Source organism: Pseudacidovorax intermedius (assembly GCF_001476815.1).
In the GTDB taxonomy this organism is placed as follows: Bacteria; Pseudomonadota; Gammaproteobacteria; order Burkholderiales; family Burkholderiaceae_C; genus Xenophilus; species Xenophilus intermedius_A.
This window is the reverse complement of the sequence record NZ_LDSL01000096.1, coordinates 14,190-40,313: the sequence shown is the minus strand read 5'-3', so window position 1 is coordinate 40,313 and position 26,124 is coordinate 14,190. Positions and strand designations below refer to the sequence as shown.

Genomic DNA, 26,124 nt, shown 5'->3' with positions numbered 1-26,124 from the left:
GTCGGTCCTACGTGCGGGTGAGGATGAGCACGGCGCTGCCGTGCCGGGAGCCCAGCAGTCCTCCAACACCGCTGACCAGGGCATGCTCGCAGCCCGGCACCTGCACGGCGGGGTGGGCCTCCCCGCGTAACTGGCGGACGGCCTCGATCACTTTGACCATGCCTCCGCGGTTGGCGGGATGGTTGTTGCACAGCCCGCCGCCATCGGTGTTGACCGGCAGGCGGCCGCCGCGGGCAAGCAGACCGCCCTCTTCCACGAAGCGGCCGCCTTCGCCCTTTGCGCAGAAGCCTAGGTCTTCGAGCTGCATCAGGACCGTGATGGTGAAGCTGTCGTATAGCGAGGCGTAATCAATGTCCTGCGTGCCCAGACCTGCGTGGGCGAAGGCGGCGGCGCCCGCGTGCCGCGTGGCCGACCAGCTCAGGTCCACGTCTCCGCCCAATTGGCCCTTGACCGACTCGCCACTGCCCCGGATCTCGATCCGCGGCTTGGCAAGGGACTTCATCACGTCGGGATGGACGACCACCAGCGCGCCTCCGCCGTCGCTCACCACGCAGCAGTCCAGCCGATGCAGCGGATCGGCCACCAGCGGCGAGGCCAGCACGTCGTCGGGCGTCACCACCTGGCGCAGCATGGCATGGGGGTTGTGCTGGGCGTGCTGTGAAAAGGCCGCCTTGATCCAGGCGAGCTGGCGAGGGGTGGTGCCGTACTCATGCATGTGCCGTCGTGCCACCAGCGCATACATCGGTGCGACCGCGCCGCGGTAAGGTGACTCGAACGGACCTTCCGGCGTGGCGTCCGCCGGCCGGACCGTGGCACCGTACAGCCGGGGCTGCGAGCGGGGCACCCCGCCCATCGTCACCAGGGCAACCCGGCAGCGGCCCTGGGCAATGGCCTGGGCTGCGTGGGCGGCATGCAGAAGGGGCGCCGAGCCGCCGGTGTCCGTCGTGTCTACATGGCGCACCTGAAGGCCCAGATAATCCACCATCGAATGCGGTCCCAGGCCCGGCGCATCGCCGGCGCAGAAGTAACCGTCGACGTCGGAGAAGCTCAGCCCCGCATCCGCCAAAGCGCCGCGTGCGACCTGTTCGTGGATCTGTGCGAGGCTCAGATGAGGAGTGTTGCGCAGCGGATGCTCGAAGGCGCCTGCGATGCAGGCCAACGCGGCGGATGTCACGGCTGTGCTCCCACCCTGTCATCGACTGCGTAGGCCGCCAAGTGATGCTGCGCGTCGCCGAACTGCAGCTCCAGCGACATCAGGCGCCGAAACGCGTGGCTGACCACGCATTCGTCGGTGAGGCCGATCGCACCGTGCAGCTGCACCGCCATCTGCGCCACCATGCGAGCGTTGCGCCCCACCAGGTACTTCACGGAGGACATCGCCCGGCGGCGAGCCGCCGCGTCTTGCCCGGTTGCCGCGCTGGCAGCGAACCAGGCCATGCTGCGCACCTGCTCGATGGCCACGAGCATGTCGACGGCACCGTGCTGCAGAACCTGGAAGGTCGCGAGCGGCCGACCGAACTGCTGGCGCGTCTGCAGGTGCTCGATCGTGAGCGCAAGCAGCGACTCAGTGAGTCCGAGCGCTTCGGCCGCCTGTACGGCCATGGCGCGGTCGATGGCCTGTTCCACGGCGGCGAGGGCCGCGCCCTCCGTGCCGAGCAAAGCGCTCGCCGGGAGTCGCACCTGATCGAACTCCAGGTCGGCCACTGGGACGCCGTCGTGGCGTCGGTAACCGCTGCGCCGGATACCGGGATGATCGGCGGCGATGGCGAACAGGCTGAGACCCGCGCCCTCGCCGACGGCGCCCGAGGTGCGGGCCAGCACCAGCAGCACGTCTGCACTCGCGCCGTGCTCCACGAGGATCTTGCTGCCGTCCACGCGGTAGCCCTCGCCATCGCGGGTCGCAGCCAGCCTGCTGTGCGCAGGCCGCCATGCCGTGTCCGGCTCCTCCAGCGCGAGGGCGAAGATCTGCTCGCCCGACGCGATCGATGGCAGCCAGCGCTCGGCGTCGCGGCCGCCCAGGGCGGCCAGGGTGCCGCCCGCCAGCACCACCGAGGCGAACCACGGCTCCATCACCATCGCGCGACCCAGCTCCTGCGCCACCAGCATCGTCTCGACAGTGCCGCCGCCCAGGCCGCCATGCTGCTGGTCGAAGGGCAGTGCCAGCACACCCAGTTCGCCCAGCGCCCGCCAGGTGCCGTCGTCCCATCCGCGCTCGCTGCGTCGGCGCGCCTCGCGCTGCAGGAAGCCGTAGGACTGGCGCAAATAGCGCGAAACCGCGTCCTGCAGGGCGCGCTGCTCTTCCGTGAATGAGAAGTCCATGCTATTCAAAGTCCCAGGACCGTCTTGGCCAGAATGTTCTTCTGGACCTCCGTGCTGCCGCCGTAGATGGATGCGGCGCGCAGCGAGAGGTAGACGGGCGCTACCGTAGTCGACCAGGGCGCCTGCGCAGGCCACTGCCCGTCCGCGAAGGCCTGAAACTCGCCCGCAGCGGCCAGTGCGCTAGGGCCGGCGGCCGACAGCATCAGTTCAGACGCCTGCTGCCGCAGTTGGGTGCCCCGAATTTTGAGGATCGAGGAGCGCGGATCGGGTGTGCCCGAGTGAGCATCCGCTTCGGCGATCAGCCGCATCTGCGTGATCTCCAGCGCATGCAGTTCTATCTCCAGCGCGGCCGCGGCCTGCCGAAACACCGGGTCGTCGGCCAGGCATTCGCCCCCGGACGCAATGCGCTGCTGCGCCAGCGTGCGCGCCCGCCTCAGGATATGGCGTGACATGCCGACGCGCGCGATGCCGGTGCGCTCGTTGCCCAGCAGGAACTTGGTGATGGCCCAGCCGCCGTTCTCCTCGCCGACCCGGCAATCCACCGGCACGCGCACCTCGTCCAGGAAGACGGCGTTGACCTCGTGGCGACCATCCATGGTGACGATGGGACGCACCTCCACTCCGGGCAGGCGAAGGTCGATGAGCAGCATCGAAATGCCTGCCTGCTTGGTCGCCGTGGGATCGGTGCGCACCAGCGTGAACATCCAGTCGGCATAGTGCGCCATGCCCTGCCAGATCTTGCTGCCGTTGACCACGTAGTGCTCGCCATCGCGCCGGGCGGAGGCTTTGAGCGAGGCCAGGTCCGAACCGGCGCCGGGCTCCGAGAAGCCCTGGCACCACCAATCGTCCAGCCGGCGGATCCGCGGCAGGAAGCGGCGCTTCTGCGCATCCGTGCCGAAAGTGGCGATCACGGGGCCGATCATGGCGACGTTGAAGGACAGCGGCTCGGGCGCCGGGGCCTGGTGAAGTTCGTCGAAGAAGATGTAGCGCTGCACCGGCGTGAAGCCCGGCCCGCCCCACGCGGCCGGCCAGCTGGGCGTGGCCCAGTTGCGGCCGTCGAGGGTGCGCTGCCATGCAACGATCTCGTCGCGCGTCAACGAGCGGTGTTCGGCGAGCTTGGCCTGGACCTGCGGATCCAGGTTCGAGGCGATGAAGTCGCGAACCTGCGTCCTGAAGGCGCGCTCCTCGGGCGTAAAGTCGAAGTCCATCGTTCAGACCACGCCCTGGGCCATCAAGGCATCGATGTGCACGTCGTCCATCCCCGCGAGCTCCTTCAGGATCTCGCGGGTGTGCTCTCCGACGAGCGGCGGCGGCCGCGATGCGCCCACGGCCGAGCACGACATCCGCAGCGGGTTGGCCACCAGATACATCGAACCGCCGAGCGGATGGTCGACCTGCTGCAACATGCCCCGGTGGCGCACCTGCGGATCGGCGAAGACCTCCGGCAACTCATTGACGGGGCTGGCAGGCACGTCGGCCAGTTCCAGCCGGGCCAGCACGTCGGTCGACTCCATCTGCGCCAATGTGGCCGCCAGCAGATCGACGAGCACGGCACGGTTGGCGATGCGGCGGGACGTGCTGTCGAAACGCGGATCCCCGGGCAACTGGGGCAGGCCGATGGCCTCGCACAGGCGGCCAAACTGTGCGTTATTTGCCGCCACCAGGAAGATGGACCTGTCCTTGCACCGGAAGGCTTGCGATGGCACGCCACCATAGCCGCCGTTGCCGCGCCGCAGCGGCGCCTCGCCGGTTGTCAGGTAGCTCATCGCATAGTGGGAGAGCGTCGCGACGGTGCAGTCCAGCAGCGCCATGTCGACGTGCTGGCCCAAGCCGGTAGCCTGGTCGCGCTGGCGCAGCGCGGCCTGGATGGCCATGACCGCATACAGGCTGGTGATCACGTCGACGATGCTCATGCCGACCTTCATGGGCTCCTCCGGATGGCCGCTTGTCGCCATAAGGCCACCCAGCGCCTGGAAGATGCCGTCGTAGCCCGGGCGACGTGCATAGGGGCCGTCCTGGCCGAAGCCCGTGATGGAGCAGTACACCAGGCGCGGGTTCAGTGCGCGCAGCTGTTCGTGGCCCAGGCCGTAGCGCGCCAGCGTGCCGGCGCGGAAGTTCTCGATCAGCACGTCGCTCTGCGCCGCCAGTCCTCGCACGATGTCCTGGCCCTCGGCCGAGCCCAGGTCGATCGTCATGGATCGCTTGCCGCGGTTGCAGGCAAGGTAGAACGCGGCGGTGTCGGTCGGCTTGCCGTCGCGGTCGCGCAGGAAGGGCGGGCCATAGGTGCGGGACTCGTCACCCTTGCCAGGCCGCTCGACCTTGATGACGTCGGCGCCCAGGTCGGCCAGCCACTGGCCCGTCATGGGACCGGCCAGGATGCGGCTCAGGTCCAGGACGCGGATGCCGGCCAACGGCTTGTTCAGCGCTTGCTGCATGGTGCCTCAGCGTCCCACGAAGACCGGCTTGCGCTTCTCGGCGAAGGCCCGGATGCCTTCGCGGTAGTCCTGGCTGGCGTAGCACGCGAGGAAGAGCGCCTCGGCCTCGTCGAGCTCGCGATCTGCCGGGTCCCGCACGATCTGCGCGATGGCATGCTTGACCTGTTTCAGCGTCAGCGGCGCACCCGCCGCAATCTTCTGCGCCATCTGGTCGATGGCCGCGGCGAAGCCTTCCTGTGGTAGTACCTCACCCACCAGGCCCTTTGCGCAGGCCGTGGCCGCGTCGAAGGTCTTGCCGCCGATCAGCAGTTCCTTGGTCGCGGCTGGGCCGATAAGGTCGCTCACCCGGCGCAGGCTCTTGTAGCGGTAGCCGATGCCGTAGCGCATGGCCGGCTGCGCGAAGGTGGATGGCGGCGTCGCCAGGCGCAGGTCGCAGGACACGGCGACCGAGATACCGCCCCCGATGCAGTAGCCGTCGATGGCCGCGATGGTGGCCTTGGGCGTGTCGTACAGAAGACGCAGCGCGCGCTCGCCGGTCCGCGCGTAGTGCTCCTGGGCACCATCGCCCATGCGCTCCTCCTCGTAGCGCGAGACGTCGGCACCGGCGACGAAGGCCTTGCCGCCCGCACCGCTCACGACCATCACGCGCACCTCGTCGTCCGCGTCGAAGGCGGCAACGGCGTCGCCCAGGCCTTCCCACATCTCCAGCGATATCGCGTTGAGCTTGGACGGATTGTTGAAAACGATATGGCCGATAGGGCCGTGCTTGCGCACGAGGATCTTGTCTGTTTTCATGAGCTTTCCTGGTTCTGTGTGATGGATGAAAGAGCCCCGTTCACTGGCCGGTCCAGCAGGCCTGGCGCTTTTCCAGAAAGGCGCGGGTGCCTTCCCGGAAGTCCTCCGACGTGACCGAAAGCGGCACCATGCTGGCCTCGTGCTCCATGAAATCGTCGAAGCTCGACGAGGGCGCGAGGTCGAACATGCGCTTGCCGATGCCGAAGGCGATGGTGGGGCCTCGGGCGTACTCTCGTGCGATGGAGCGTGCTGCATCGAGCAGCTGCGAATCGGGCTCGACACGGCTAACCAGCCCCATCGCGAGCGCCTCGGTGGCTGGGAACATCCGGCCCGACAGGACCAGCTCCTTGGCACGCAGTACGCCCAGGTAGCGGGTGAGGAACCAGACGGCGCCGGCATCCGGCGGCAGGGCGATTCGCCGCTGCACTTGGCCGAAGCGGGCCGATTGGCCGGCCAGCACCACGTCGCACGCCAGCGCCATCGACAGGCCCATGCCGACCGCGACCCCCTGCACCGCCGCCACCACCGGCTTCTGCAGGCGCACCATGGCGCGCATCAGGCGCTGCATGTGCCGCACCCGGTAGAGAGAGCCGCCCAGGCCGCCCTTTCCCATCTCTCCGATGTCCGCCCCGGCACAGAAGTCGCCGCCCGCGCCGGTAAGCAGGACCGCCCTCACCTCGTCGTTGTCGGCCAGCGCTTCGAACATCTGCGCGAGGCCGTCGCGCATCTCCAGCAGCATGGCGTTCTTCTTGTCTGGCCGGTTCAGTTCTATGTGGGCTACGCCGTCCGAGACGGTCTGGATGAGATAGGGGCTTGCCATGGCTTGCTTTCGATTTCGGTGCTGATAGCATAATGTCATGACATTTAAATCGCAAGCATTTCAACGACGCGACGCTTCATGACGATCCACGACGCTCTTATCGTTTCGACGGCTCGGACGCCCATCGGCAAGGCCGGGCGCGGCGCATTGAACGACACCCATGGCGCGGTGCTCGGCGCGCACGTGCTCCAGCATGCGCTGGCGCGCGCCGGCACCGTCGAGGCCGCGCAGGTCGAAGACGTCGTGCTGGGCTGCGCCTGGCAGGAAGGTGCAACGGGCAGCAACATCGCGCGGCAGTCCTTGCTGCGCGCCGGATGGCCGGAAGCGGTGGCCGGCGCCACCATCGATCGCAAGTGCGCGTCGGGCCTCCAGGCGATAGCGCAGCAGGCCGCGCGCATTCGATCGGGTGAAGCGGACATCCTGGCCGCAGGCGGCGTGGAGTCCGTGTCGCTGGTGCAGGACCACCGAGGCCGTCATCGCGTACAGGACGAATGGCTCGCGGAGCATGTGCCAGGCCTCTATCACAGCATGATCGCCACGGCGGAGACCGTAGCGCGCCGCTACGGCATCGGCCGCGAGGCCCAGGACGCCTATGCGCTGGAGAGCCAGCGGCGCACGGCGCGCGCCCAGGAGGCAGGCCGGTTCGATGCAGAGATCTGCCCCATCGACGTGCAGCAGCGCAAGTTGGCAAAGGACGGCACCGACCTCGGCACGGTCGCGAGGCAATTCGCGCGGGACGAAGGCAACCGGCCGGACACCACGGCAGATGGCCTGGCGCGCCTGACGCCCGTGGTGGGAGCCGAGGGCACCGTCACTGCCGGCAATGCCAGCCAGCTGTCCGATGGCGCCTCGGCAGTAGTGCTGATGAGCGAACGGGCCGCCGCCAGTGCCGGAGCCCATCCGCTGGGCATCTACCGCGGCTACGCCGTCGCCGGCTGCGCCGCCGACGAAATGGGCATCGGACCCGTGCTGGCCGTGCCAAAGCTGCTGCGTCAATGCGGCCTGCGCGTGGCCGACATCGACCTGTGGGAGCTCAATGAGGCATTCGCCGTGCAGGTGCTGCACTGCCGCGACCGCCTGGGCATCCCAGACGATCGGCTGAACGTCGATGGCGGCGCTATCGCCCTAGGCCATCCCTTCGGCATGAGCGGCGCGCGCCTGGTGGGCCATGCGCTGCTCGAAGGCCAGCGCCGCGGTGCCCGCCACGTGGTGGTCACGATGTGCGTGGGCGGCGGCATGGGTGCCGCGGCCATGTTCGAAGTCCTTCCGCCGCCTGCGCGCGCCTGAATCCCACCAAACCTCTCTGGAGTTCCTGCTTTGACCACCGTGCAGTACATGCTCGACAGCGACGTCGCCGTCATCACACTCAGCAACCCACCCATGAACGCGCTCAATGCCGCCATGCGCACAGAGCTGGTGGAAGCGCTGACGCGCTTCGCCGGTGATGACGCGGCCCGCGCCGCGGTACTCATCGGCGCCGAGGGTCGCTTCGTGCCGGGCGCCGACATCCGAGAGTTCGGCAAGGGCCTGAGCGCGCCGGGCATCAACGTCTCGGTGCGCTGCATGCAGGCGTCGGGCAAGCCGGTGATCGCCGCGCTCGCGCGGCACGCCCTCGGCGGGGGTCTGGAACTGGCGCTGGGCGCCCATTACCGCATCGCCACGCCCGACTGCCAGCTTGGGCTGCCCGAGGTCAACATCGGCCTGCTGCCCGGGGGCGGCGGCACCCAGCGCCTGCCGCGCGTGATCGGCGCCGAGCGGGCGCTGGCCTTGATGCTCGACGGCAAGTCCATCGGTGCGAGCGAGGCCCTGACGCTGGGCCTGGTGGATGCCGTCGCTCAGGCCGACCTGCTGCAGGACGCCCTTGCCTTCGCCCGGCGCATGGTCGATGCGGCCCTGCCACTGCCCAGCGTGGACGCGCGCCGCGACCGGCTGCAGGATACCGACCCCGCGCTCTTCGCCGACCTGCGCCGGCAGAACGCGCGCAAGTGGCGCGGCCTGCTCTCGCCCGGACTGATCGTCGACTGCGTCGAAAAGGCCATAAGCGTGCCCATCGAGCAGGGCCTCGCCTTCGAAGCGGAGGCCTTCAAGCGCTGCGTGGGCAGCCCCCAGCGCGCGGCGCTGATCCACGTCTTCCAGGCCGAGCGCACCGCTGCGCGCATCCCTGGGCTGGAGGGCGTGGCGCCGAAGCCTATCCATCGCGCGGCCGTGGTCGGTGCAGGCACCATGGGCAGCGGGATCGCCATGAGTCTGGCAAACGCCGGCATTCCTGTGACCCTAATCGACACAACGCAGGAAGGCTTGGCGCGCGGCATCGGCATCGTCGAGCGCAACTATGAGAACTCCGTGCGAAGAGGCAGCCTGTCGGCAGACAAGGCACAGCGGGCGCGTGCCTGCATCACCACTGGCCTGGATCTCGGCAGCGCCGCCGATGCCGACATCGTCATCGAAGCCGCCTTCGAGGACATGGCCCTGAAGCAGCAGATTTTCGGCCGGCTGGACGAGGTGATGAAGCCGGGCGCCATCCTGGCCACCAACACCTCGACGCTCGACGTCGCACAGATCGCACAGGCCACGAAGCGGCCGGCCTCGGTGGTGGGCACGCATTTCTTCAGCCCCGCCAACGTGATGAAACTGCAGGAGAACGTGCGCACTGAACAGACGGCCCCGGAGGTGGTCGCCACCGTGACGGCACTGGCCAAGCGCATCGGCAAGGTGCCGGTGCTGGCCGCCAACAAGGACGGCTTCATCGGCAACCGGATCCTCGCGGTCTACGGGCGAGAGTGCGACTTCCTGGTCGAGGAAGGTGCCACGCCATGGCAGGTCGACCGCGCGCTACAGGGCTTCGGCTTTCCTATGGGGCTGTATCTGATGCGCGACATGTCCGGCCTAGACGTGGGCTGGCGCATCCGCCAGTACCGCGAGCAGTTCCGCGACAAGTCCCTGCGCTATTCGCCCATCGCCGACCGCCTGTGCGAGGCCGGCCGCTTCGGCCAAAAGACCGGTCGCGGCTACTACGTATACGACGGCCAGGGGCCGTCGGCCAAGGCGAGCCCGGATTCGGAGGTCGAGCGCCTCATCCAGGGCGTGTCCGCCGAGTTGGGCATCGCCCGGCGCGAGATCTCCGATCAGGAAGTCGTCGACCGCGTGCTGACGGCCATGGTCAACGAAGGCGCGCGCATCCTGGAGGAAGGCGTCGCGCTACGCGCGAGCGACATCGACGTGACCTATATCTACGGCTACGGCTTCCCGCGCCATGAGGGCGGCCCGATGTTCTGGGCTCAGCGGCGCGGCCTGGACTGGGTGCTGGCGCAGGTGCGGCAGCAGGAGGCGACACAAGGTCGGCTCTGGGCGCCTTCCCCGACCCTCGTCCAGGCTGCCGAACTGGGCCGCTGGCCAGATTGAAAGCGGCCCTTTCCCTGCGGCCATGGGCCGGCCGCCTGTGACGAATCATCGACAACAAAGGAGACAGGACATGCCAACGCACGAGTTTCGGTCCGCAAGCAGGCGGCGGCTGATGATCGCGGCCGCATTCAGCACGCTTGCGCTGTCGGTCACCGCACCGACGCATGCGCAATCGGACTATCCGACCCGCCCGATCAAGATCGTGGTGCCGTTCCCGCCAGGTGGGCCTACGGATGCGGCCACCCGCCTGCTCGCTCAGGAGATGCAGGCCAGCCTGGGCCAGCCCGTGATCGTCGACAACAAGCCGGGCGCAGCCGGCGCACTGGGCATCGACATGGTGGCCAAGGCGCCTCCTGACGGCTACACGCTGGGCATCAGCGGCGTGGGCCCGACCATCCTGCTGTCCTTGCTCGACCCCAAGCTGCCCTACAAGCCGCTCACGGACCTGAGCTTTATCGGCTCCACCGGCCAGACCGAGCTGATGTTCGTGGTGGCCAGGGACGTACCGGCAAACAACATGCAGGAACTGCTGCGCCTTGCAAAGGAGCGCGCAGCGCAGGGCAAGCCGCTGACCTATGGCAGTACCGGCCTGGGCGGTCCCATCCACGTGTCCTTCGAGTACCTGAAGCTGCTGGCCAAGGTGGACATGGCCCACATTCCCTACAAGGGCGACGCGCAGCAGCTGCAGGACCTGATGGGCGGCCAGGTGGAGGTCGCGCTGCTCTCGCCCACCGTGGCCATCGCCCAGGTCAAGGCCGGCCGCATCAAGGAGATCGCGGCCGCGGGCGCGCGGCGGTCCAGGCTCACGCCAGACCTACCGACGGCGGCGGAGAGCGGCGTCCCCGGCTACGACGCCAACGTCTTCACCCTGCTGGTCGCGCCGGCGGGTACGCCACCCGCGGTGCGCGACAAACTCAACTCGGCGTTGAACGATGCGCTGAAGAAGACTGCGGTCCAGAATCGCTATGCCGAAATGGGCATGGCGCCCCAGATCATGACCGCCTCCCAGACTCGCGACTTCATCGTGGAGCAGACGAAGCGCTGGGGCGACGTGGTTCGCCAGACCAAGGTCACGCGCGACAACTGATCAACCAGGAGACATTCGATGGCGAACAATCCCTCGCGGCGCACTGTGGCAGCTGCGCTGCTGGCGGGCCTCTGTGGCCTGCTCTCCGCGACCGCAGCTGCTCAAAACTGGCCGGCCCGGCCCATCACCCTGCTCGTGGGCTTTCCCGCGGGCGGTACCACGGATGTGGTGGCCCGCGTGATCGGCAACGAGCTGGCGCGACGCCTCGGCCAGCCCGTGGTGATCGAGAACCGCGCAGGTGCGGTCGGCACCATCGCGGTATCCGCGCTTCAGGCAGCGGCTCCCGACGGGCACACCCTGATGATGCTGGTGGTGCCCACGGTCAACTTCTTTCACTTCTACGGCAAGAAGTTCGACTACCAGAAGGACGTGGAACCAGTCGCCGAGATCTACGACCAGTACAACGTCCTGGTCGTCAATCCAGCGGTGGCGGAGTTTGCCGATGTCCATACCCTGCCCCAGTTGATCGCCAAGGCTAAAGCGAACAGCACCGGCATCAACTACGCGAGTAGCGGCGTGGGCAGTCTGGGCCACCTGACGATGGAGCGCATCGCGGGTGCGACGGGCATCCGCTGGCAGCATGTGTCGTACAAGGGCGCCGCACCGGCCATGACCGATCTGCTCGGTGGACAGATCGGGGTGATGTATGCCGACTCGCAGACGGCCTTGCCCCACATCCGCTCGGGCAAGCTGCGCGCCATCGCCGTGAGCTCCGAGGGTCGGCAGGCCGATCTGCCCCAGGTGCCGACTATGGCGGAACAGGGCGTGAGCGGCGTCGTCGCCGTGCCCTGGGGCGGCCTCGTCGCGCCCGCCCGCACCCCGCCTGCGATCGTTGACAGGGTGTCGTCGGAGATCCGGGCGATCCTGGAGACGCCTGAGGTCCGGGACAAGTTGCGCCAGGCCGGCGTCGTACCGGCATACAAGCCAGCCGCAGATTTCGGCCGCTTCATGGCGGCAGAGTCCGCCGCCTGGGGCAAGGTCATTGCCGAGCGTGGCATCAAGCCGGAATAGCCTGGCGTCTTCACGCCACGGCTGGCGGGCCGGGGCGGGAAGGCCACCGATTTGGCCGCATGCTGACACTTTTCTGATGGACTATGGTCTCCCTGAGTCCGCTGCACTGCACACGGCAGTTCGCGCGACGGCGCGATCAGATCCTGCCCGCGGAGCGCGCCAGTTCGATTTTGAAGGTGTAGCGCTGCGGGTGGTAGTGCACCACTGCCAGTTCGACGTGGCGCCCCGACGCCGCGGTGTAGAGACGGCGGATCTGGAGAATCGGGCTTCTGAGCTTCAGGCCCATGTGCTCGGCGATGAGCTCGGTGACCGCCACGGGCACCACGGTCTGCTCCACCCTCACCAACGGCTCGCCCAGTTGTTCCTCCAGTTGCCTGCTGATCGAGACGTTCCCTCGGGTGGGGATCTTGGTCAGCCTGGCTGCCAGATCGGACGGAACGTAGATGTCGGTCAGGGAAACGGCATCGGCATCCACACACCCCACCCGAACGATCTTCTGCACCTGCGAGTCGGCTGGCAGTTGCAAAGCTTCCGCAACGAAGCCGGACGCCGGCAGGGTTTCGCGAGACAGCTGCCGGAAGGTGAGCGCGTCGGAGTACGCAACAGCGTCATGCAGTGAGCCCACGTGGCTGACGAGACGGTTCGCATAACTGGCTTCTGCCACGAAGGTACCCAGTCCGCGCTGACGCATCACCAGCCGCTTTGCTACAAGGTCTTCCATGGCCTTTCGCACGGTGATGCGGCTGACGCCATAGCTCTCGCAGAGTTGCAACTCGGTAGGCAAAGGGTCCCCGGGCTTGAGTTGCCTCGACGTGATGCGCTTTTCCAGGTCCCGTGCGACTTGGTAGTACAACGGCACGGGCTGCGCTCCGTCGATCAACGTGCGGGGTGGGGGGACGAGAGGACTCATGTCATTCCATTATGACTAACGCGATCTGCCGTACCCGAAGCCTGCTGCTTGCTAACCGCGGTCACCGACGCGTCCAGCAGGCGAGCGTGATCGCGAGCTGGTATTTGGCTATCCAAGGGCTTCACCGCGTCTTCACCATACCGGGAGTCGGCCATGCAGGCACCCTGATCGGCGCAGGCACAGGAAGCTCACCCATTCCCATGCCCAACAACGCGCTGGGCAAAGACGAGTTGTTCACCGCGCTGATGGCGTAGCAAGAGGAAGGCGTAGCTCCGGAGCGGATTCTGGTGAGCGCCGGTGTCAGCCCAGTCGCACCATTTCTGGATGAGCTCGCCAAGGACCCGGCGAGCGGTGCCGCAATTCTTAGTGCTGCTGGACTTGGCACCGCCGGAGCACTCATCGCGCCCTCGCTTGTGACTGTCATGGGCTCCAGCACCTTGGGGTCGGCTGCTCTTGCCATGGGCCTAGTTTCCGCGCCAGTGTGGCCCATCGTGGCAGGTGTCGGTGTGGGGCTCGCTGCCGGTTACGGGTTGTGGAAGTTTGTCGCTGGCAGCAATGAGCCGCCCAAGCCCCCGCGACCGACACTGCTTCCAACCGCTACGAAGCGCTAGCTGCGAAACCGAGCCAGCACGAATTTGACGACGGTCCTGCTGTCACAGTGCTCTCTCGCCAGAGCCCACAATCACCCCCTTGCGATCAGGCTGCTGTAGCGCGGCGACATCGGGACATCGAAATCGCTTCGGGGTCGACTGCCAGCGTTCGTCTTCAGAAGCACCAGTCATAGGGTCTGGTGGCTGACGCATCCCGTCGTCTTTGTGCGGAGGGGCACGGACGGCTCCTAGGTGAAGCTGCCGATCAGCTCACCCGGGTTAAAGGTCAGCTCCAGGCGGCAACTGACATCCACGACACGAATGTGAAAGGCGCAGCTAGTCTAAAGCCGCCTCCCATGCGAACCCATAGGCTCTAGTCCTAAAGCGGAGCTTGAGCCATCAGAACAGCCCGCCTTGAGATGGCGGAACTGGGCCAGAGCTTCTCGGCGACCCCGCAACCGGCTTAGCCGACACCGAACGCCTCTGCCTAGCATCTGGCTGCCCTTTCATGGGCCCGCCCCATTGACGGAAGAACCGAGGCGCATCAGCCAAGGAGCATGACATCCACAGGTCATACTCGTCTGGCTCCAGGAAGACAGGCATCCTCTTCTCCGTCCCCGGTTCGTGGAACTGGCTGTAGAACGGATGCCCATCGCAGTTCACCGTCAGCATCGTGTAGCTGAACTTCTCCACGCCATGCTCCAGCCACTGGCTGTACAGGCCAGCGATGCCGAAGGGTGTGCCGTCATCCTTCTCGATGCGCCAGCGCTCGCTGGTCAGGTCCTCGGCGTACTTCGGCTCGAAGACCGCCTTGGCCGGGATCACGCAGCGCAGACCGCGTGCCCAGCTGTCCTTGAAGCTCGCCTTGGTGCTCACCGTCTCGCTGCGCGCGTTGTAGGTGCTGCGACCGTAGGCCACCTCCCGGCGCCAGGGCGGCAGCAGGCCGAAGCAGCCGGCCTCGATCTCCCGTTGACCGTTCACCAGCCGAATGAACGGCCCCAGCCCGGTGGGGTAGAGCTCGGGAGGCGTCTCGGCCTGCGCGTCTCTCTGGACACCGAAGAACGCCAGGAGCTCATCGGCGCTTGTCACGGGCAGATAGTTCGCGCACATGGAATCGATGATAGGCCGCGGGACGTCGGCACGCCTTCCTGAAGAAGTCTCACGAGGTCGACCCTCGACGCCGCGGCCGCGCCACCATCCTAGACGGGTTGCCCATGGAAGGCAGTTGTCTCAACCGACTGCGCATTCCCCCTCCCTTACAACCCCTTCGGCCTGCTTCGCGCAGGCCTTTGTCTTGGCGGCGCCGACTCACGGGTGTAGCTCCGCGCAGCAGGCCTTTCTAGAGGTCGCTGACAAGAAATTTAAAGGTCGGCGCGCCCCCACACCGGCGCAGGATCGGATACTGTATGTTCATACAGCTTAACGATTCCATGACCGCCGCCGCCCTCCCCCACTGGTCCGAGCCCGAGCTGCCCACTGAGGCGCCGGCTCGGCTGCGGCCCGTTGTGATGCCCGGCGAGATTCCTCAGGGCGTCTGGCGTGGTAGCGAGCTGGGCAGCCAGGTTGCTGAAACCGTTCCGTCCGGCTGGGCCGCGCTCGATGCCCAACTGCCGGGCGGCGGCTGGCCACGCCGCTCGCTCACCGAGGTGCTGACGCCGCAGCCCGCCGTCTGCGAATGTCGCCTACTCGGTGGCGTGCTTGGCCAAGTCGCCGCTGCCGGCGGCCAGGTGGTGCTGGTTGGCCCGGCCAAGCCGCCGCACCTGCCGGGCCTTCTGCATGCCGGTATTGGGGCTGCCCAGGTGATCTGGGTGAAGGCCGAGACGCCTGCCGAGCGCTTGTGGGTTACCGAGCAGATGATCAAGTCCGACGCCGCCGGCGCCATCGTGGCCTGGCTGCCGCAGGCCCGTCAGGAGCAGGTTCGGCGCCTGCAGGTCTGTGCCCTCGCGTGTAAGGCCCCCGTCTTCCTGTGCAGGCCGGAAGCCGCCCGGCATGACTCGTCGGCCGCTCCGCTTCGCCTGCACACGACCTTCCGGCTCGACTGGGAGCTGGAGGTCGACATCTTCAAGCGCCGTGGCCCCGCCATGGACGCACCGCTTCGCCTGCCTTCCATTCCGGGCGGCCTGTCTTCCATCCTCACGCCTCGGCTGCTGACGCCGAGCCGCCTGACCCAAGCCAAGGAGGCTTCGCATGCTGTGGGCAGCCCTGCTCCCCGCACTCGAGAACACGCCCTCCACTGAGCTGCTGCACGGCGCCGCGCAGTGGGCCATGCAGTACACGCCGCGCGTCACGGTCCTGGAGGCCTCGGCGCTGGCGATGGAGCTGTCGGCGAGCACGCGTCTCTTCGGCGGCAAGCGCCTGCTGGTCGAGCGCGTGCGCAACGAGGCGGCGGAACTCGATCTGCGCGTGCCCAGCTGGGCACCGACGAGCCTGGCCGCCCTGGCGCTGGCCCGGGCTGGACAGACGAACGGCTTCAGCAAGCCGCTGGCGGAAGTGCTGGACGCCCTGCCCTTCGATGCACTGAGCGCCGTCCGGGTGCATGAGGCGACCTTGTCCCGGCTGGGCTGCCGCAACCTGGGTCACGTCCGGGCGCTGCCACGCGGCGGCCTGAGCCGGCGCTTCGATGCGGGCCTGCTGACCGCCATGGACCAGGCCTACGGCCTGCGGCCGGAGACGCACGCCTGGGTGCAGCCCGCAGACCGCTTCGCCCAGCGGCTGGAACTGATGTCGCGGGTCGAACTGGCCCCGGCCATGCTCTTTGGCGCGCGGCGCCTGCTGCTGCAGCTGTGCGGCTGGCTCGCCGCCCGGCGCAGCGGCACGACCGCCATCACGTTGAAGTGGTGCCACGACGTGATGCGCAGCAAGACGGCCGGAGACGGTGGCGAACTCACCGTGCGAACGGCCGAGGTCACGCGCAACATCGAGCACCTATCGCGCCTGCTGGCCGAGCACCTGGCCAAGGTCGAGCTCAAGGCGCCAGTGGGCGATCTGGAACTGATCGCCGACGAGGTGCAACCGATGGAGGAGCGCAGCGCCGCCCTGCTCCCCGATCCTGCGCAGAGCGGCGAGTCCCTCGCGCTGGTACTGGAACGGGTCGCCGCCCGCCTGGGGCCCGAGCGCGTGCTGCGCCCGGTGACCGCGGCAGACCACCGCATGGAGTGGATGGTGCATTGGCAGCCAGCCGACCAACCGCTGCCTCGAAGGCCCTTACACGACATCTCGCTGCCGCAGCCCACGTTCATGCTGCCCCAGCCGCTGAAGCTGGCAGTGCGCGGCGACCGGCCGATCTACCAAGGGCCACTCATCATGCTGTCGGGCCCCCACCGCGTGGAAGGCGGCTGGTGGCACCGGCTTTCCGACGACCAGGGCCAGCAGTCAACGGCCAATGTGCTGCGCGACTACTGGGTCGCACTGAGCGAGCACGCCGGCGTGCTGTGGGTCTTCCACACCCGCCTGGACGACGAGCGCAGCGCCTGGTTCCTGCAGGGCGTCTTTGCGTGAGGCACCCCCATGGCGCTTTCCCATTACGCCGAGCTTTGGTGCCTCTCCAATTTCTCTTTCCTCCACGGCGCCAGCCATCCTGAAGAACTGGTCGAGCGTGCCCACGAGCTGGGCTACTCAGCTCTGGCCCTCACAGACGAGTGCTCGATGGCCGGCATCGTGCGGGCGCATGTGGCGGCTAAGGAGGTGGGACTCAAGCTGCTGATCGGCGCACAGTTCAAGGTCGAGCACAACGCCCCGTTCACCTTCATCGTCCTGGCGCGCAACCTGCAGGGCTACGGCAACCTGTGCGAGTTCATCACCAGCTTGCGGCGCAGCGCCGACAAGGGCACCTACCGGCTGACCTTCGGCCACTTGGCCAAGCAGCGCTTCGAGGACTGCCTGGTGCTGCTCGCCGCGTCGCGCGGCACCACTTCCGATCACCTGAACGCCCTCACCGACTGGCTGCAGGCAAGCTTCGAGAATCGATGCTGGCTCGTCGCACTGCGCGAGCGGGTGCTGGGCGACGAGATGTGGCTGCACCAGTTGCGCCAAGCCGCGAGCGCCTTCGGTGTGCCTGTGGTGGCCGGGGGCGATGTCCACATGCACGTGCGCTCCCGCAAGCCGCTGCAGGACATCCTGACCGCCACCCGCATCGGCAAGCCGCTCACGGAATGCGGCCTGGCCCTTCAACCGAACGCCGAGCGCCACCTGCGCACCCGGCTGCGCCTGGCCCAGCTCTACCCTGCCTCACTGCTGCGCGAAACCCTGCGCGTGGCCGAGCTCTGCGATTTCTCGCTGGACGAGCTGCGCTACCAGTACCCCGACGAGGTGGTACCGACAGGCGAGACCCCAGCCTGCTACCTGCGGCGCATCACCTACGAAGGCGCCGGCCGCCGGTGGCCGGAGGGAATCTCTGCCAAGGTGCAGCAGCAGATCGAGCACGAGCTGTCGCTCATCTCGGAGCTGCACTACGACCACTACTTCCTGACCGTCTACGACATCGTGCGCTTCGCCCGCTCCCGGCACATCCTTTGCCAGGGCAGGGGCTCGGCGGCAAATTCGGTCGTCTGCTATTGCCTGGGGGTCACCGAAGTGGATCCGGCGCGCATGTCCGTGCTCTTCGAGCGCTTCATCAGCCGGGAGCGCAACGAACCGCCGGACATTGACATCGACTTCGAGCACGAGCGCCGTGAAGAGGTCATGCAGTACCTGTACCAGAAGTACGGCCGCGACCGCGCCGCCCTCGTGGCGACGGTGATCAGCTACCGGCCGCGCTCGGCCATCCGGGACGTGGGCAAGGCGCTCGGCTTCGACCTGGAGACGGTGGACGCCCTGGCCAAGGGCCACCAGTGGTGGGATGGCCGCGAGGTGCGGCCGGAGGCCTGGGCCGAGGTCGGCCTCGATCCCGACGACCTGCAGGTGCGCCAGCTCGCGGCGATTACGCAGCAGCTGATGGGCTTTCCGCGTCACCTGTCGCAGCACGTGGGCGGCTTCGTGCTCACGCGGGGCCCGCTCGCCCGCATGGTCCCCATCGAGAACGCCTCGATGGTGGACCGCACGGTGATCGAGTGGGACAAGGACGATCTGGATGCCGTCGGCCTACTCAAGGTGGACTGCCTGGCCCTGGGCATGCTCACAGCCATCCGCAAGTCGTTGGAGTTCATCGGCGAGCGCAGGGGCTACCGCTTCGAGATGCAGGACATCCCGGCCGAAGACAGCACCACCTACGACATGATCTGCGAGGCCGACACGGTGGGTGTATTCCAGATCGAGAGCCGTGCCCAGCAGGGCATGCTGCCGCGCTTGAAGCCCCGCTGCTTCTACGACCTGGTGATCGAGGTTGCCATCGTGCGGCCTGGGCCCATCCAGGGCGGCATGGTCCATCCCTATTTGAACCGGCGCCAGGGCAAGGAGCCGGTGACCTATCCGAGCGAAGCCTTGAAGGAGGCCTTGGGTCGGACGCTGGGTGTCCCAGTGTTCCAGGAGCAGGTGATGCAGATTTCCATCCTCGCCGCGGGCTTCACGCCCGGCGAGGCGGACGGGCTGCGGCGCTCGATGGCGGCGTGGAAGCGCAAGGGCGGGCTGCAGCAGTACTACGACAAGATCGTGAATGGCATGACGGACCGTGGCTACGACGAGGCCTTCGCCAAGAGCATCTTTGAGCAGATCAAGGGGTTCAGTGAGTACGGCTTTCCGGAAAGCCACGCAGCCAGCTTCGCGCTGCTGGTCTACGCCAGCTGCTGGATCAAGTGCCATCACCCGGCAGAGTTCCTGGCGGCCATGCTCAACAGCCAGCCGCTGGGGTTCTATTCGCCGTCGCAACTCGTGCAGGACGCGAAGCGGCACGGCGTCGTTGTGCGGCCCGTGGACGTGATGCACAGCCAGGTCGACTGCTCGCTGGAGGGCCTGCCGCACCCGCCGGCCGTGCGGCTGGGTCTGCGCATGATCGACAAGCTCAAGGGCGAGTCGGCGCAGCGAATAGTTCAGGCGCGGGAGCAGGCACCGTTCGACAGCGCAGAAGACCTGGCCCGGCGGACAGGCCTTGAACAGCATGAACTGAAGATCCTCGCGGCAGCCGATGCGCTGATGAGCCTGTCCGGACATCGGCGCCAGCAGGTGTGGGATGCGGCAGCGCTGCGACGAGCGCCGGTGCTGCTGCAGGATGCACCGGTTGACGAGGACTGTCTGGAACTGCCCGAAGCGCCCGAGGGCGAAGAGATCGTGTGGGACTACCGGTCGCTCGGTCTGACGCTGCGTCGCCACCCGCTGGCGTTGCTGCGGGAGAAGCTCAAGGCCAAGGGCCTAAGCACTGCAGCCGATCTGCACCATCTGCCCAGTGGGCGCCAAGTGCGCTACTGCGGCATCGTGACGCTGCGCCAGCAGCCGGACACGGCCAATGGAACGATCTTTGTGTCCCTCGAGGACGAGACGGGTGTGGTGCAGGTGATCTGCTGGAAGAGCCTGCGAGAGCAGCAGCGCGAGGTGCTGCTGCGGTCGAGGCTGCTGGCCGTTCGGGGCGAGTGGCAGCGGGAGAGTGAGGTGCGGAATCTCATTGCACATCGGCTTGCCGATTTGTCGCCGATGCTGGGGCGGCTGGCGGATTCCGCGGAAAGCCGGGATTTTCGATGACGGAGCAAAGGAGCATAACCAACCGCCCCTCGGAGCGGCGGCACATGGGCAATGTAGCAACTGCGATGCATTACGCGGCAAGCAGAGGGAATACGCGGACACTGTTGGGAAAGGGAACACCAGAAGGCCGAGTGATATTGGCCGATACAGAAGGTGGCGTCGACTGAGAGCAGCGCGGCTTCGTCCGCGAAGGCCAGGCCTACGAGGCGAGCTTGTTGGGACGGGTTGACGTAGTTTGACGGGGCAGGAGCAATGGCAAAGATCATCGTTCCGGCGCAGCCGACAGCGCGCGAGATCGAGATCGAGAGACATCTTCAATCGCTTGGCGACGACGGCCCTAGCGCTTTTCGCTCGGCGAATGGCCTCAATATCTCCCATATCGACTCGCGGGCGGAGCCATAGGCCGCCGGTAGATGTAGGCGGACGCCCCGGCCTTATTCCGTAGGCGCTGTCGGCGCTAGGGGAGCGTCTGGCGCCGGAGGAACGGCGCCGGCCTTGCCATCCGCCGATTCCGGACGGATCGCGCCGCGAGCTTCCGCGCCGAGCGGAGACATCAGTTGATGGATTCCCCGGAGCTTCTCGAGGAGTTCGTCGAACGTGACCACCGCCACGTCTTTCGTGGCGTGCCGGAACAAGTCGAGAGACCGGCGCTTGTCCGCGGAGTCTGGGTCGCGGCCAACGATCACCAGGCATTGCACGTGCCCTACGTGCGCGTCCTCCATGCCTGGGCTGCGCGCGCGGGCGTGGAAGTTCATTGTCAGCTCCGAGCGCTGGTCCAGTACCTGCGAAATCGCGGCGCAGAGCTCCGTGTGCGCCGCGTAGACGTTCCCGCGGAATGGGTTCGTTTGGCGCAGTCGCGTGCGAGTCGTCTTGATTTCGACGAGGGCCACGCCGCCGGTGAGCCGCTGCCGGAACAGAAAGTCGGCGATGCTCTCGCCGCGCCCATCCATAGTCACGCCTCCGACGTGAGCCTGGCCGCGCACCAACAGCACGGGGTAGGGGAACGCCATCGCCAGAACGAACGGATGCTCCTCGAAGAAGCGTTGCCAGATGCGTTCATCGGGGTCGCGCCGCAGATTCTCATCGAACCGCTCTATAAGCTGGGCGAGGGTCACGCGCTCGATCTCCGAACGCAACTCGAGCAGCGCCCGCGGGTTCTCTCGCGCGATCTGCGGCACGTCGCGACGAACCAGGTCGGTGGCCGCGCTGCGGTCGTTCTGCGATCTGGTCGGCTCGCGCAAGCTCAGCTGGACGAGTTTATAGATCTCGCCCGGCTGCGGCTGCCGCTCCTGCTGCGGAAAGCGCTCGGCGTCAGCAGGATGCACGACTTCGTTGTGCGCGAGCATCCTGCGGTCCTCGAGAGCGCGCCGCTGCGAGCGCCGTCCGATTTGATCCAGCGCCTTTCGGGCGCGCTCGAACCGCCTCAGGCCGAGCGTAAAGGTGTCTCCTGAGATGAATGCGGCGTCGCCTTCCACCAGAAGCAGTTCCGTTGCGTCGGTGGCTTCCTCGATCGCCTCGATAATCAGTCGATGTTCGAAGCGCAGCCCGAGCCCTCTTCGCGCGTGGCGGGAGAAGCCTATCGGAAGCTGCTCCAGCAATTCGTCGAAGCCGTAGACGTCCTTGGGTACCTCCCACTCGCCCGGGATGCGGATGCGTCGGATCTGACGGTACTTGGGGCCTAGGAAGTCATCGCGGTAGGAGGCGGCGACTACGGGAGTCATGATGATCTGGTCGGCGCTCACGTGCGCGATAAGGACTTGCCGCTCGGATTGGACACCGGCCTCGCCGTCGAGCTCGCCGTGCGCGAAGACCTCGGCCAGCTCTTGGTCGCCGATCTCGACTACGCCAAGGCTGACGGCGCACTCTTGTTCGGACTCGGGGCGTTCCGGCCCGCTGCCCGCCTCCTCCGATAGGCCGTCGATGTCGTCGTCGCTGTCCTCCTCCGGCGTGCTCGCCATGGTCTCCTATCCAAAACTGGTTTATCGCCCCGGTGCTCGGGGCCGCGCGCTCGACTTCGAAGTGCCGGCTTGACAATCGTATTGCATGCATATCGCAGGAGCAAACGGGCCATCAGACCGTCCCGAAGCGCAGCGGCCGCCTTCCGGTTCGACCCGACTACAAAGGCGGCGCTGCTCTGATCGCGGCTTGGGAGGGTCGAAGCATGGCGAACTTTATGGACCGGAGAATTCGCAAACGCTGCGAGAAGGAGTCACTCGGCTGTGCGCAGGCGGTTCCGGTATCTGCACGAGAGCTAGGGCCATGCGCCGGGCTCGTTGGCACAACAATCGGTGCGCTGTATGGGATCAAATCCGGCCTCCGTAGTTGCGCTACTGCGGCATCGTGCCGCCACCTAAGTTCGCCAAGCAGCAGCGTCGAACGACTAGCGGCGGTGTGTAAGCGCAGCAGCAAACCAGGAGTAATCTCCTTCAACCGAGCGGAGCTCTCGAAGAGACTGATACGGGTTTCGACGGCGGGTCAGCGACGGCGGGTGCCGGCTCCGACGAGGGGGCTGCGGGGCGCGCTGCCCGCGCGAGCTCTGCCTTGATCAGGCTTGCCTGGCGGTCGGCGTGGCGTTCGCCGCTCGCGCCGAATCGCGCGCGCTGCTGACGTGCCAGCTAAAGCGTCAGCTTCTGCACCATCAGCTGCATCCGCTTGATCTCGCCATTGAGCCACTGTGGGTCGTCGAGCAGTCGGTCGGGATGGGCGCTGGGGTTGGGCACGGGCCGTAATGTGCCCGAGGTTCGGCGCTGCGTTACGCGTGCTCGTGTGGAGATGCGGGCCCTCGGCCTCAGGGCTCAGGCTGCCAGCGGTGGCGTGTGCGTCCTGGCGGGCATGCGGCAGTCGGTGCCCTCCAGCAATATCTAAGGCTGCGCCGCCGTCAGCCTCGCGTGCTTTTGGAGGCACGCTGTCATGACTACCCTATTTCATTTCCTGGCCCAACACGATCCGTTTCAGCTCTTCACGCTTCCCAATCCGTTCTGCGCCGCAATGCAACTCTCGATGGCAATTAGGACATAGTGCCGCCGTGTTCTCAGGTGTATCACCTCCACCTTCGCTCATAGGGACGACGTGGTGCGACTCCAAATAAGGAAGTCCTGAGCTTTTCAAAAATGGCGCGGCAGACTTGCACAGTTCGCAGTGACGCCCGGCTCGCTGCAGCGTCCAAGCTCGCACCCATGGTGATCGATAAAAGCAGTTTGTCGTGCCTTCGATTCGCGTAGGAATTGGAAAGCCGATGGGCTTGGAGACAGGCCCCAATGCCAACATGGAATCAGCAATCATCTCGTACTGCGTCGGGTCTGCGGTCCTCTCAAGCTCAGCCAGCCGTGCCAGTACTGCCGCTCTGCGCTCCGGATCGCGAATACGCACGCGAGCGGATGTTGGCCGAACCCCCGAAAGCGCAGTGAACTCCGCAGCTGAGATTGGATTACTGCGCAGGTCAAGTCGCCAGTCCATCAGGCGGTGATACTCCTCAGGCTCGGAAGAGTTCACGACATTCGGCGGGTACACGTGCTGAACGCGATCGTCAACAGCTCGCCCCGCAGCGACCACTCCCCTACCATTCAGCCACATCAGAATCCAGTCGCCACTTCGGATCTGGCGGAGTTTGGCCGCGTAGTTCTCGCCACCGCTTGTTACTGCGACCCCTCTACGGAGCCACTCGGCATCTGCCCCAACCGCGCCGTGGCCCCTGTCAGTATTCAATACGTGGATGTCCATGACGTTATTGAACCAGAACCTCGCGCACGACTTCGCTGACGCAGCCTTGCCGATGACTATTCAAGCGGCCACCGCTGCCGTGGCACGGACCACCACTCGCTCAGAATCATCCGATTGGATCGACACAGGACAGTCCATCTCCGTCCGCGAATCGAAGTAAAGAGCAGACAGTCATGGCCGCAACCCAGTCTTCGCCGCCCTGTGAAGAGCCACTGATGCTCTGGGCAGTCCGTGCCGAAGACACGACAAAGTTTGTACACGTGGGGTTGCTGGAGGCTCACGAAAACGGCGCAGCTTGCGCATGCGTGTGCCGCGCATGCGGGCAGAGCTTGTTGGCCGTCAATGTCAGTAAGCCGCCTGAGCATTTCGTGCGCCGAGGGGTGCAACGCAAGCATTTCAAGCATCGCTGCGTAGACGCCGCCCAAGCACGCTGCCTTCGAAAGGTCGCGCAACTGCTCGCCATCCAACTCTATGTTGAGCAAGACGTGATCTATCTGCCAGAGCGGCGACATCCAACGATGCGCAAGCTTGGGAACGGAAAGGAAGTCTCGTCGCCACCTTCAGCGGGTCAGAGGCCGCCACGGTATTGAACCGAACCTGGGTCGATGACTGGACCGCCCTTCTTGAACTGGACGACGGACGGCAGCTCGCCGTCACGGTAAAGACTGTGCAAACTTTCGATCTGCAGCATGGTTCGAGCTGCGTGCTTTCTCTGGCACAGGCCTGTGACCCCAGGATCGTAGGTTGGGGCAAGGAGGAAATCCTTGCTCATCTGCGCGCACCTGACAGCAAAGTTTCATGGCATCGCCACTGGGACGATGAAAGAGCATCTGCAGACGCAGATCAGCTGCTCGCCGATGGTGAGGCGGAGCTCCTTGGCGGCATTCCGGCCGAATGGCTTGAGGGCCTATCGGGAAAGCAGTTTAACGAGACACTTCTCCACTTCCTGATCAAGAAAGCCATTGCCAAACGCGGCTCTATCAGCGTCCCGGCCTATCGGGCGACCGAGAGCGAAGTGATGCCCGATGGCGGTGAGACGATCGAATCGGCAAGCTGGCCAGCGTGCGCGCTCGTGCTCGAAGACGTGCGGCTGGAAAGGCAGCTTGGAAGCATGGTGCCCGATGTCATCTGTCGCGCCCGGCGCGCCCACTGTGCAGAGCCGACTTTCGACTTGATGATCGAAGGGGCAGTAACGCATCTGGTCGATGTGCAGAAGGCAGCCAAGATCCGAGCCGCGAAAGTCGCGTGCATCGAGATTGTGACGAGTCACTTTGATCGGGTTGGGCACGTACCCGCAAGAGAGATCGAGGACTTGGTCTGTTCGAGCACTGTGGCAAAGCAGTGGATCTACTTTCCCCTTGCCCACGAAGACGCAAAGCGCCGCCTATCGGCAAAGGCCAATGCGATTGCTCAGCAGTTGGAAGCGCAGCAGCGTGAACAGGAAAGGCAAGCCAAGAGGCTCGCCCAAGAACAAAGGCAGCGGCAGCAGAAGGCAGAGGAGGTCAAAAGGTGGGTAGCAAACAGCACTGACACTGACCTCATTCGCGCCTACGTCAAGATCATGCTCGCCCTTTGGTCAGGCGACACAACCTTCTCCATCGAACCAAGCGCGTCACGCCACCGATCAGTGGTGGCAGCCATGCGAGAGCGCCAGATATGGACCAAACCAGCCTCGGCGCTGGAGTCCCGCTTCGGCAGCTTCTACGAACTTGTAATGGCACGCAGGGGAGAATGGTCGGAGTACGGAGACAAGGCGCTGACAAGCTTGGCACGCGCCGCCAGCCCCTCTGACAACAGCCGGTACGCAATTGACTTGATGGCCGCACTCGCCTCCCGAAGGCCGGAGATGACGAATGACCAGCAGCACGCGTACGACCGATGCTGCGCGTCGATCAAGAAAGAGGTTGCAGCGGAAAACCCAAAATTTCTGCGTGATCCCCAACGGCAGCGGCTGCACACATTGCTGATTCCCGCGTTGGCGGCGCCGGCCCTGGCGTGCTACGGCACCGAAGCCCACTACGCGAAGATGCGCAATATCAGGACAGAGAAGGAGCGCCTGGCCAAGGTTCGCAGCGGACGCATCAAGCTCGTGCAGGCAGGGCGAGCGCGGCAAGCAAAAGCCGTGAAGGATCAGGCCATCACCGCAGCGATTGAGCAGGTTTCCCAGCGTATTGCTTGGCGTCACTTTCCATTCGAGCCGCCTAACATTGTGCTTTTGATGGCTCGCTACGGCGACAAGCGGCCCCCGGACCTTCGCTTCACGAACGCGGGCGCTCAAGACGTATTGATCGTCGCCGAGCGGCATCGCGCGGAAGCCGCGTCGGTGTTCACAGCGTTGCGGGCTATCGGCTTCACCATAGAGAGCGATGTAATCGTTGCTGAGCAGGTCCTGGTGCTATCAGGGCTGTGCGTCCGGACGCGATAGC

At 66.1% G+C, this 26,124-nt stretch carries 19 protein-coding genes; 9 read left to right on the top strand and 10 right to left on the bottom strand.

Annotation, left to right across the window (positions count from 1 at the left end; genetic code table 11):
• Window positions 1-7: 7 nt before the first annotated feature.
• The 6 genes from NS331_RS15120 to NS331_RS15095 are packed head-to-tail and all read right to left on the bottom strand — an operon-like array spanning window position 8 to window position 6,369.
• On the bottom strand, window positions 8-1,174 hold the full coding sequence (locus NS331_RS15120; RefSeq protein WP_058642800.1) for a thiolase domain-containing protein: 1,167 nt from the start codon (window positions 1,172-1,174) through the stop codon (window positions 8-10).
• Complete coding sequence (locus tag NS331_RS15115) at window positions 1,171-2,319, bottom strand: acyl-CoA dehydrogenase family protein (RefSeq protein ID WP_058642799.1); 1,149 nt, start codon at window positions 2,317-2,319, stop codon at window positions 1,171-1,173. Before NS331_RS15115 ends, NS331_RS15120 begins: the two co-directional genes overlap by 4 nt.
• A 5-nt stretch (window positions 2,320-2,324) precedes the next feature.
• Window positions 2,325-3,527 (bottom strand): acyl-CoA dehydrogenase family protein, encoded by a 1,203-nt coding sequence (locus NS331_RS15110; RefSeq protein WP_058642798.1) that lies wholly within the window; start codon window positions 3,525-3,527, stop codon window positions 2,325-2,327.
• A gap of 3 nt (window positions 3,528-3,530) precedes the next feature.
• Window positions 3,531-4,754 (bottom strand): CaiB/BaiF CoA transferase family protein, encoded by a 1,224-nt coding sequence (locus NS331_RS15105; protein WP_058642797.1) that lies wholly within the window; start codon window positions 4,752-4,754, stop codon window positions 3,531-3,533.
• 6 nt (window positions 4,755-4,760) lie between these two features.
• Window positions 4,761-5,549: an enoyl-CoA hydratase gene (locus NS331_RS15100; protein ID WP_058642796.1), complete on the bottom strand. Its 789-nt coding sequence runs from the start codon at window positions 5,547-5,549 to the stop codon at window positions 4,761-4,763.
• A 40-nt stretch (window positions 5,550-5,589) separates the two neighbouring features.
• A complete protein-coding gene (locus NS331_RS15095) occupies window positions 5,590-6,369 on the bottom strand; it encodes an enoyl-CoA hydratase/isomerase family protein (RefSeq protein ID WP_193758124.1) in 780 nt (259 codons plus the stop codon).
• Window positions 6,370-6,453: 84 nt separating this feature from the next.
• On the opposite strand from NS331_RS15095, the gene NS331_RS15090 reads away from it, so the two are divergent.
• The 4 genes from NS331_RS15090 to NS331_RS15075 all read left to right on the top strand — a co-directional run bounded on the left by NS331_RS15090 (window position 6,454) and on the right by NS331_RS15075 (window position 11,869).
• Window positions 6,454-7,656, top strand: a complete 1,203-nt coding sequence (locus NS331_RS15090; RefSeq protein WP_058642844.1) for an acetyl-CoA C-acyltransferase — start codon at window positions 6,454-6,456, stop codon at window positions 7,654-7,656.
• Between the two features lie 39 nt (window positions 7,657-7,695).
• Entirely contained in the window at window positions 7,696-9,771 is a 2,076-nt protein-coding gene (locus NS331_RS15085) for a 3-hydroxyacyl-CoA dehydrogenase NAD-binding domain-containing protein (RefSeq protein WP_242873765.1), read from the top strand.
• Window positions 9,772-9,883: 112 nt separating this feature from the next.
• Entirely contained in the window at window positions 9,884-10,858 is a 975-nt protein-coding gene (locus NS331_RS15080) for a Bug family tripartite tricarboxylate transporter substrate binding protein (protein WP_058642793.1), read from the top strand.
• Between the two features lie 18 nt (window positions 10,859-10,876).
• Window positions 10,877-11,869, top strand: coding sequence for a Bug family tripartite tricarboxylate transporter substrate binding protein (locus NS331_RS15075; RefSeq protein WP_058642792.1), 993 nt, complete (start codon window positions 10,877-10,879; stop codon window positions 11,867-11,869).
• A gap of 136 nt (window positions 11,870-12,005) precedes the next feature.
• Here NS331_RS15075 and NS331_RS15070 read toward each other — a convergent pair whose 3' ends face one another.
• Window positions 12,006-12,728, bottom strand: a complete 723-nt coding sequence (locus NS331_RS15070; RefSeq protein ID WP_193758123.1) for a GntR family transcriptional regulator — start codon at window positions 12,726-12,728, stop codon at window positions 12,006-12,008.
• Window positions 12,729-12,790: 62 nt separating this feature from the next.
• Between NS331_RS15070 and NS331_RS26745 the strand changes: the two genes are divergently transcribed.
• Complete coding sequence (locus NS331_RS26745; RefSeq protein WP_206597338.1) at window positions 12,791-13,033, top strand: hypothetical protein; 243 nt, start codon at window positions 12,791-12,793, stop codon at window positions 13,031-13,033.
• A gap of 735 nt (window positions 13,034-13,768) precedes the next feature.
• Here NS331_RS26745 and NS331_RS15065 read toward each other — a convergent pair.
• Complete coding sequence (locus NS331_RS15065) at window positions 13,769-14,479, bottom strand: SOS response-associated peptidase (RefSeq protein ID WP_058642790.1); 711 nt, start codon at window positions 14,477-14,479, stop codon at window positions 13,769-13,771.
• Window positions 14,480-14,799: 320 nt separating this feature from the next.
• On the opposite strand from NS331_RS15065, the gene imuA reads away from it, so the two are divergent.
• From imuA to NS331_RS15050, 3 genes are read left to right on the top strand one after another with little or no spacing between them, the layout of a single operon-like run.
• Complete coding sequence (gene imuA / locus NS331_RS15060) at window positions 14,800-15,606, top strand: translesion DNA synthesis-associated protein ImuA (protein WP_058642843.1); 807 nt, start codon at window positions 14,800-14,802, stop codon at window positions 15,604-15,606.
• The gene (locus NS331_RS15055; RefSeq protein WP_058642789.1) at window positions 15,557-16,867 is read left to right on the top strand and encodes a Y-family DNA polymerase; all 1,311 of its coding nucleotides are present in this window, start codon (window positions 15,557-15,559) and stop codon (window positions 16,865-16,867) included. Before imuA ends, NS331_RS15055 begins: the two co-directional genes overlap by 50 nt.
• Window positions 16,868-16,876: 9 nt before the next feature.
• Entirely contained in the window at window positions 16,877-19,978 is a 3,102-nt protein-coding gene (locus tag NS331_RS15050; protein WP_058642788.1) for an error-prone DNA polymerase, read from the top strand.
• Window positions 19,979-20,412: 434 nt separating this feature from the next.
• Here the strand turns inward: NS331_RS15050 and NS331_RS15045 are convergent, their stop codons facing one another.
• The gene (locus tag NS331_RS15045; RefSeq protein ID WP_058642787.1) at window positions 20,413-21,936 is read right to left on the bottom strand and encodes a Shedu immune nuclease family protein; all 1,524 of its coding nucleotides are present in this window, start codon (window positions 21,934-21,936) and stop codon (window positions 20,413-20,415) included.
• A 961-nt stretch (window positions 21,937-22,897) separates the two neighbouring features.
• On the bottom strand, window positions 22,898-23,698 hold the full coding sequence (locus tag NS331_RS25600; protein WP_082702514.1) for an HNH endonuclease: 801 nt from the start codon (window positions 23,696-23,698) through the stop codon (window positions 22,898-22,900).
• A gap of 586 nt (window positions 23,699-24,284) precedes the next feature.
• Between NS331_RS25600 and NS331_RS15040 the strand changes: the two genes are divergently transcribed.
• Window positions 24,285-26,123 (top strand): hypothetical protein, encoded by a 1,839-nt coding sequence (locus NS331_RS15040; protein ID WP_153012874.1) that lies wholly within the window; start codon window positions 24,285-24,287, stop codon window positions 26,121-26,123.
• Window position 26,124: the final 1 nt, after the last annotated feature.

Excerpts from the sequence above, each read along its gene's own strand:
- NS331_RS26745 (WP_206597338.1), top strand. The coding sequence starts at position 12,791 with ATGACTAACGCGATCTGCCGTACCCGAAGCCTGCTGCTTGCTAACCGC.
- NS331_RS25600 (WP_082702514.1), bottom strand. The coding sequence starts at position 23,698 with ATGGACATCCACGTATTGAATACTGACAGGGGCCACGGCGCGGTTGGG.
- NS331_RS15065 (WP_058642790.1), bottom strand. The coding sequence starts at position 14,479 with ATGTGCGCGAACTATCTGCCCGTGACAAGCGCCGATGAGCTCCTGGCG.
- NS331_RS15080 (WP_058642793.1), top strand. The coding sequence starts at position 9,884 with ATGATCGCGGCCGCATTCAGCACGCTTGCGCTGTCGGTCACCGCACCG.
- NS331_RS15095 (WP_193758124.1), bottom strand. The coding sequence starts at position 6,369 with ATGGCAAGCCCCTATCTCATCCAGACCGTCTCGGACGGCGTAGCCCAC.
- NS331_RS15055 (WP_058642789.1), top strand. The coding sequence starts at position 15,557 with ATGCTGTGGGCAGCCCTGCTCCCCGCACTCGAGAACACGCCCTCCACT.
- NS331_RS15115 (WP_058642799.1), bottom strand. The coding sequence starts at position 2,319 with ATGGACTTCTCATTCACGGAAGAGCAGCGCGCCCTGCAGGACGCGGTT.
- NS331_RS15045 (WP_058642787.1), bottom strand. The coding sequence starts at position 21,936 with ATGGCGAGCACGCCGGAGGAGGACAGCGACGACGACATCGACGGCCTA.
- NS331_RS15075 (WP_058642792.1), top strand. The coding sequence starts at position 10,877 with ATGGCGAACAATCCCTCGCGGCGCACTGTGGCAGCTGCGCTGCTGGCG.
- NS331_RS15105 (WP_058642797.1), bottom strand. The coding sequence starts at position 4,754 with ATGCAGCAAGCGCTGAACAAGCCGTTGGCCGGCATCCGCGTCCTGGAC.
- NS331_RS15050 (WP_058642788.1), top strand. The coding sequence starts at position 16,877 with ATGGCGCTTTCCCATTACGCCGAGCTTTGGTGCCTCTCCAATTTCTCT.
- imuA (WP_058642843.1), top strand. The coding sequence starts at position 14,800 with ATGACCGCCGCCGCCCTCCCCCACTGGTCCGAGCCCGAGCTGCCCACT.
- NS331_RS15100 (WP_058642796.1), bottom strand. The coding sequence starts at position 5,549 with ATGAAAACAGACAAGATCCTCGTGCGCAAGCACGGCCCTATCGGCCAT.
- NS331_RS15110 (WP_058642798.1), bottom strand. The coding sequence starts at position 3,527 with ATGGACTTCGACTTTACGCCCGAGGAGCGCGCCTTCAGGACGCAGGTT.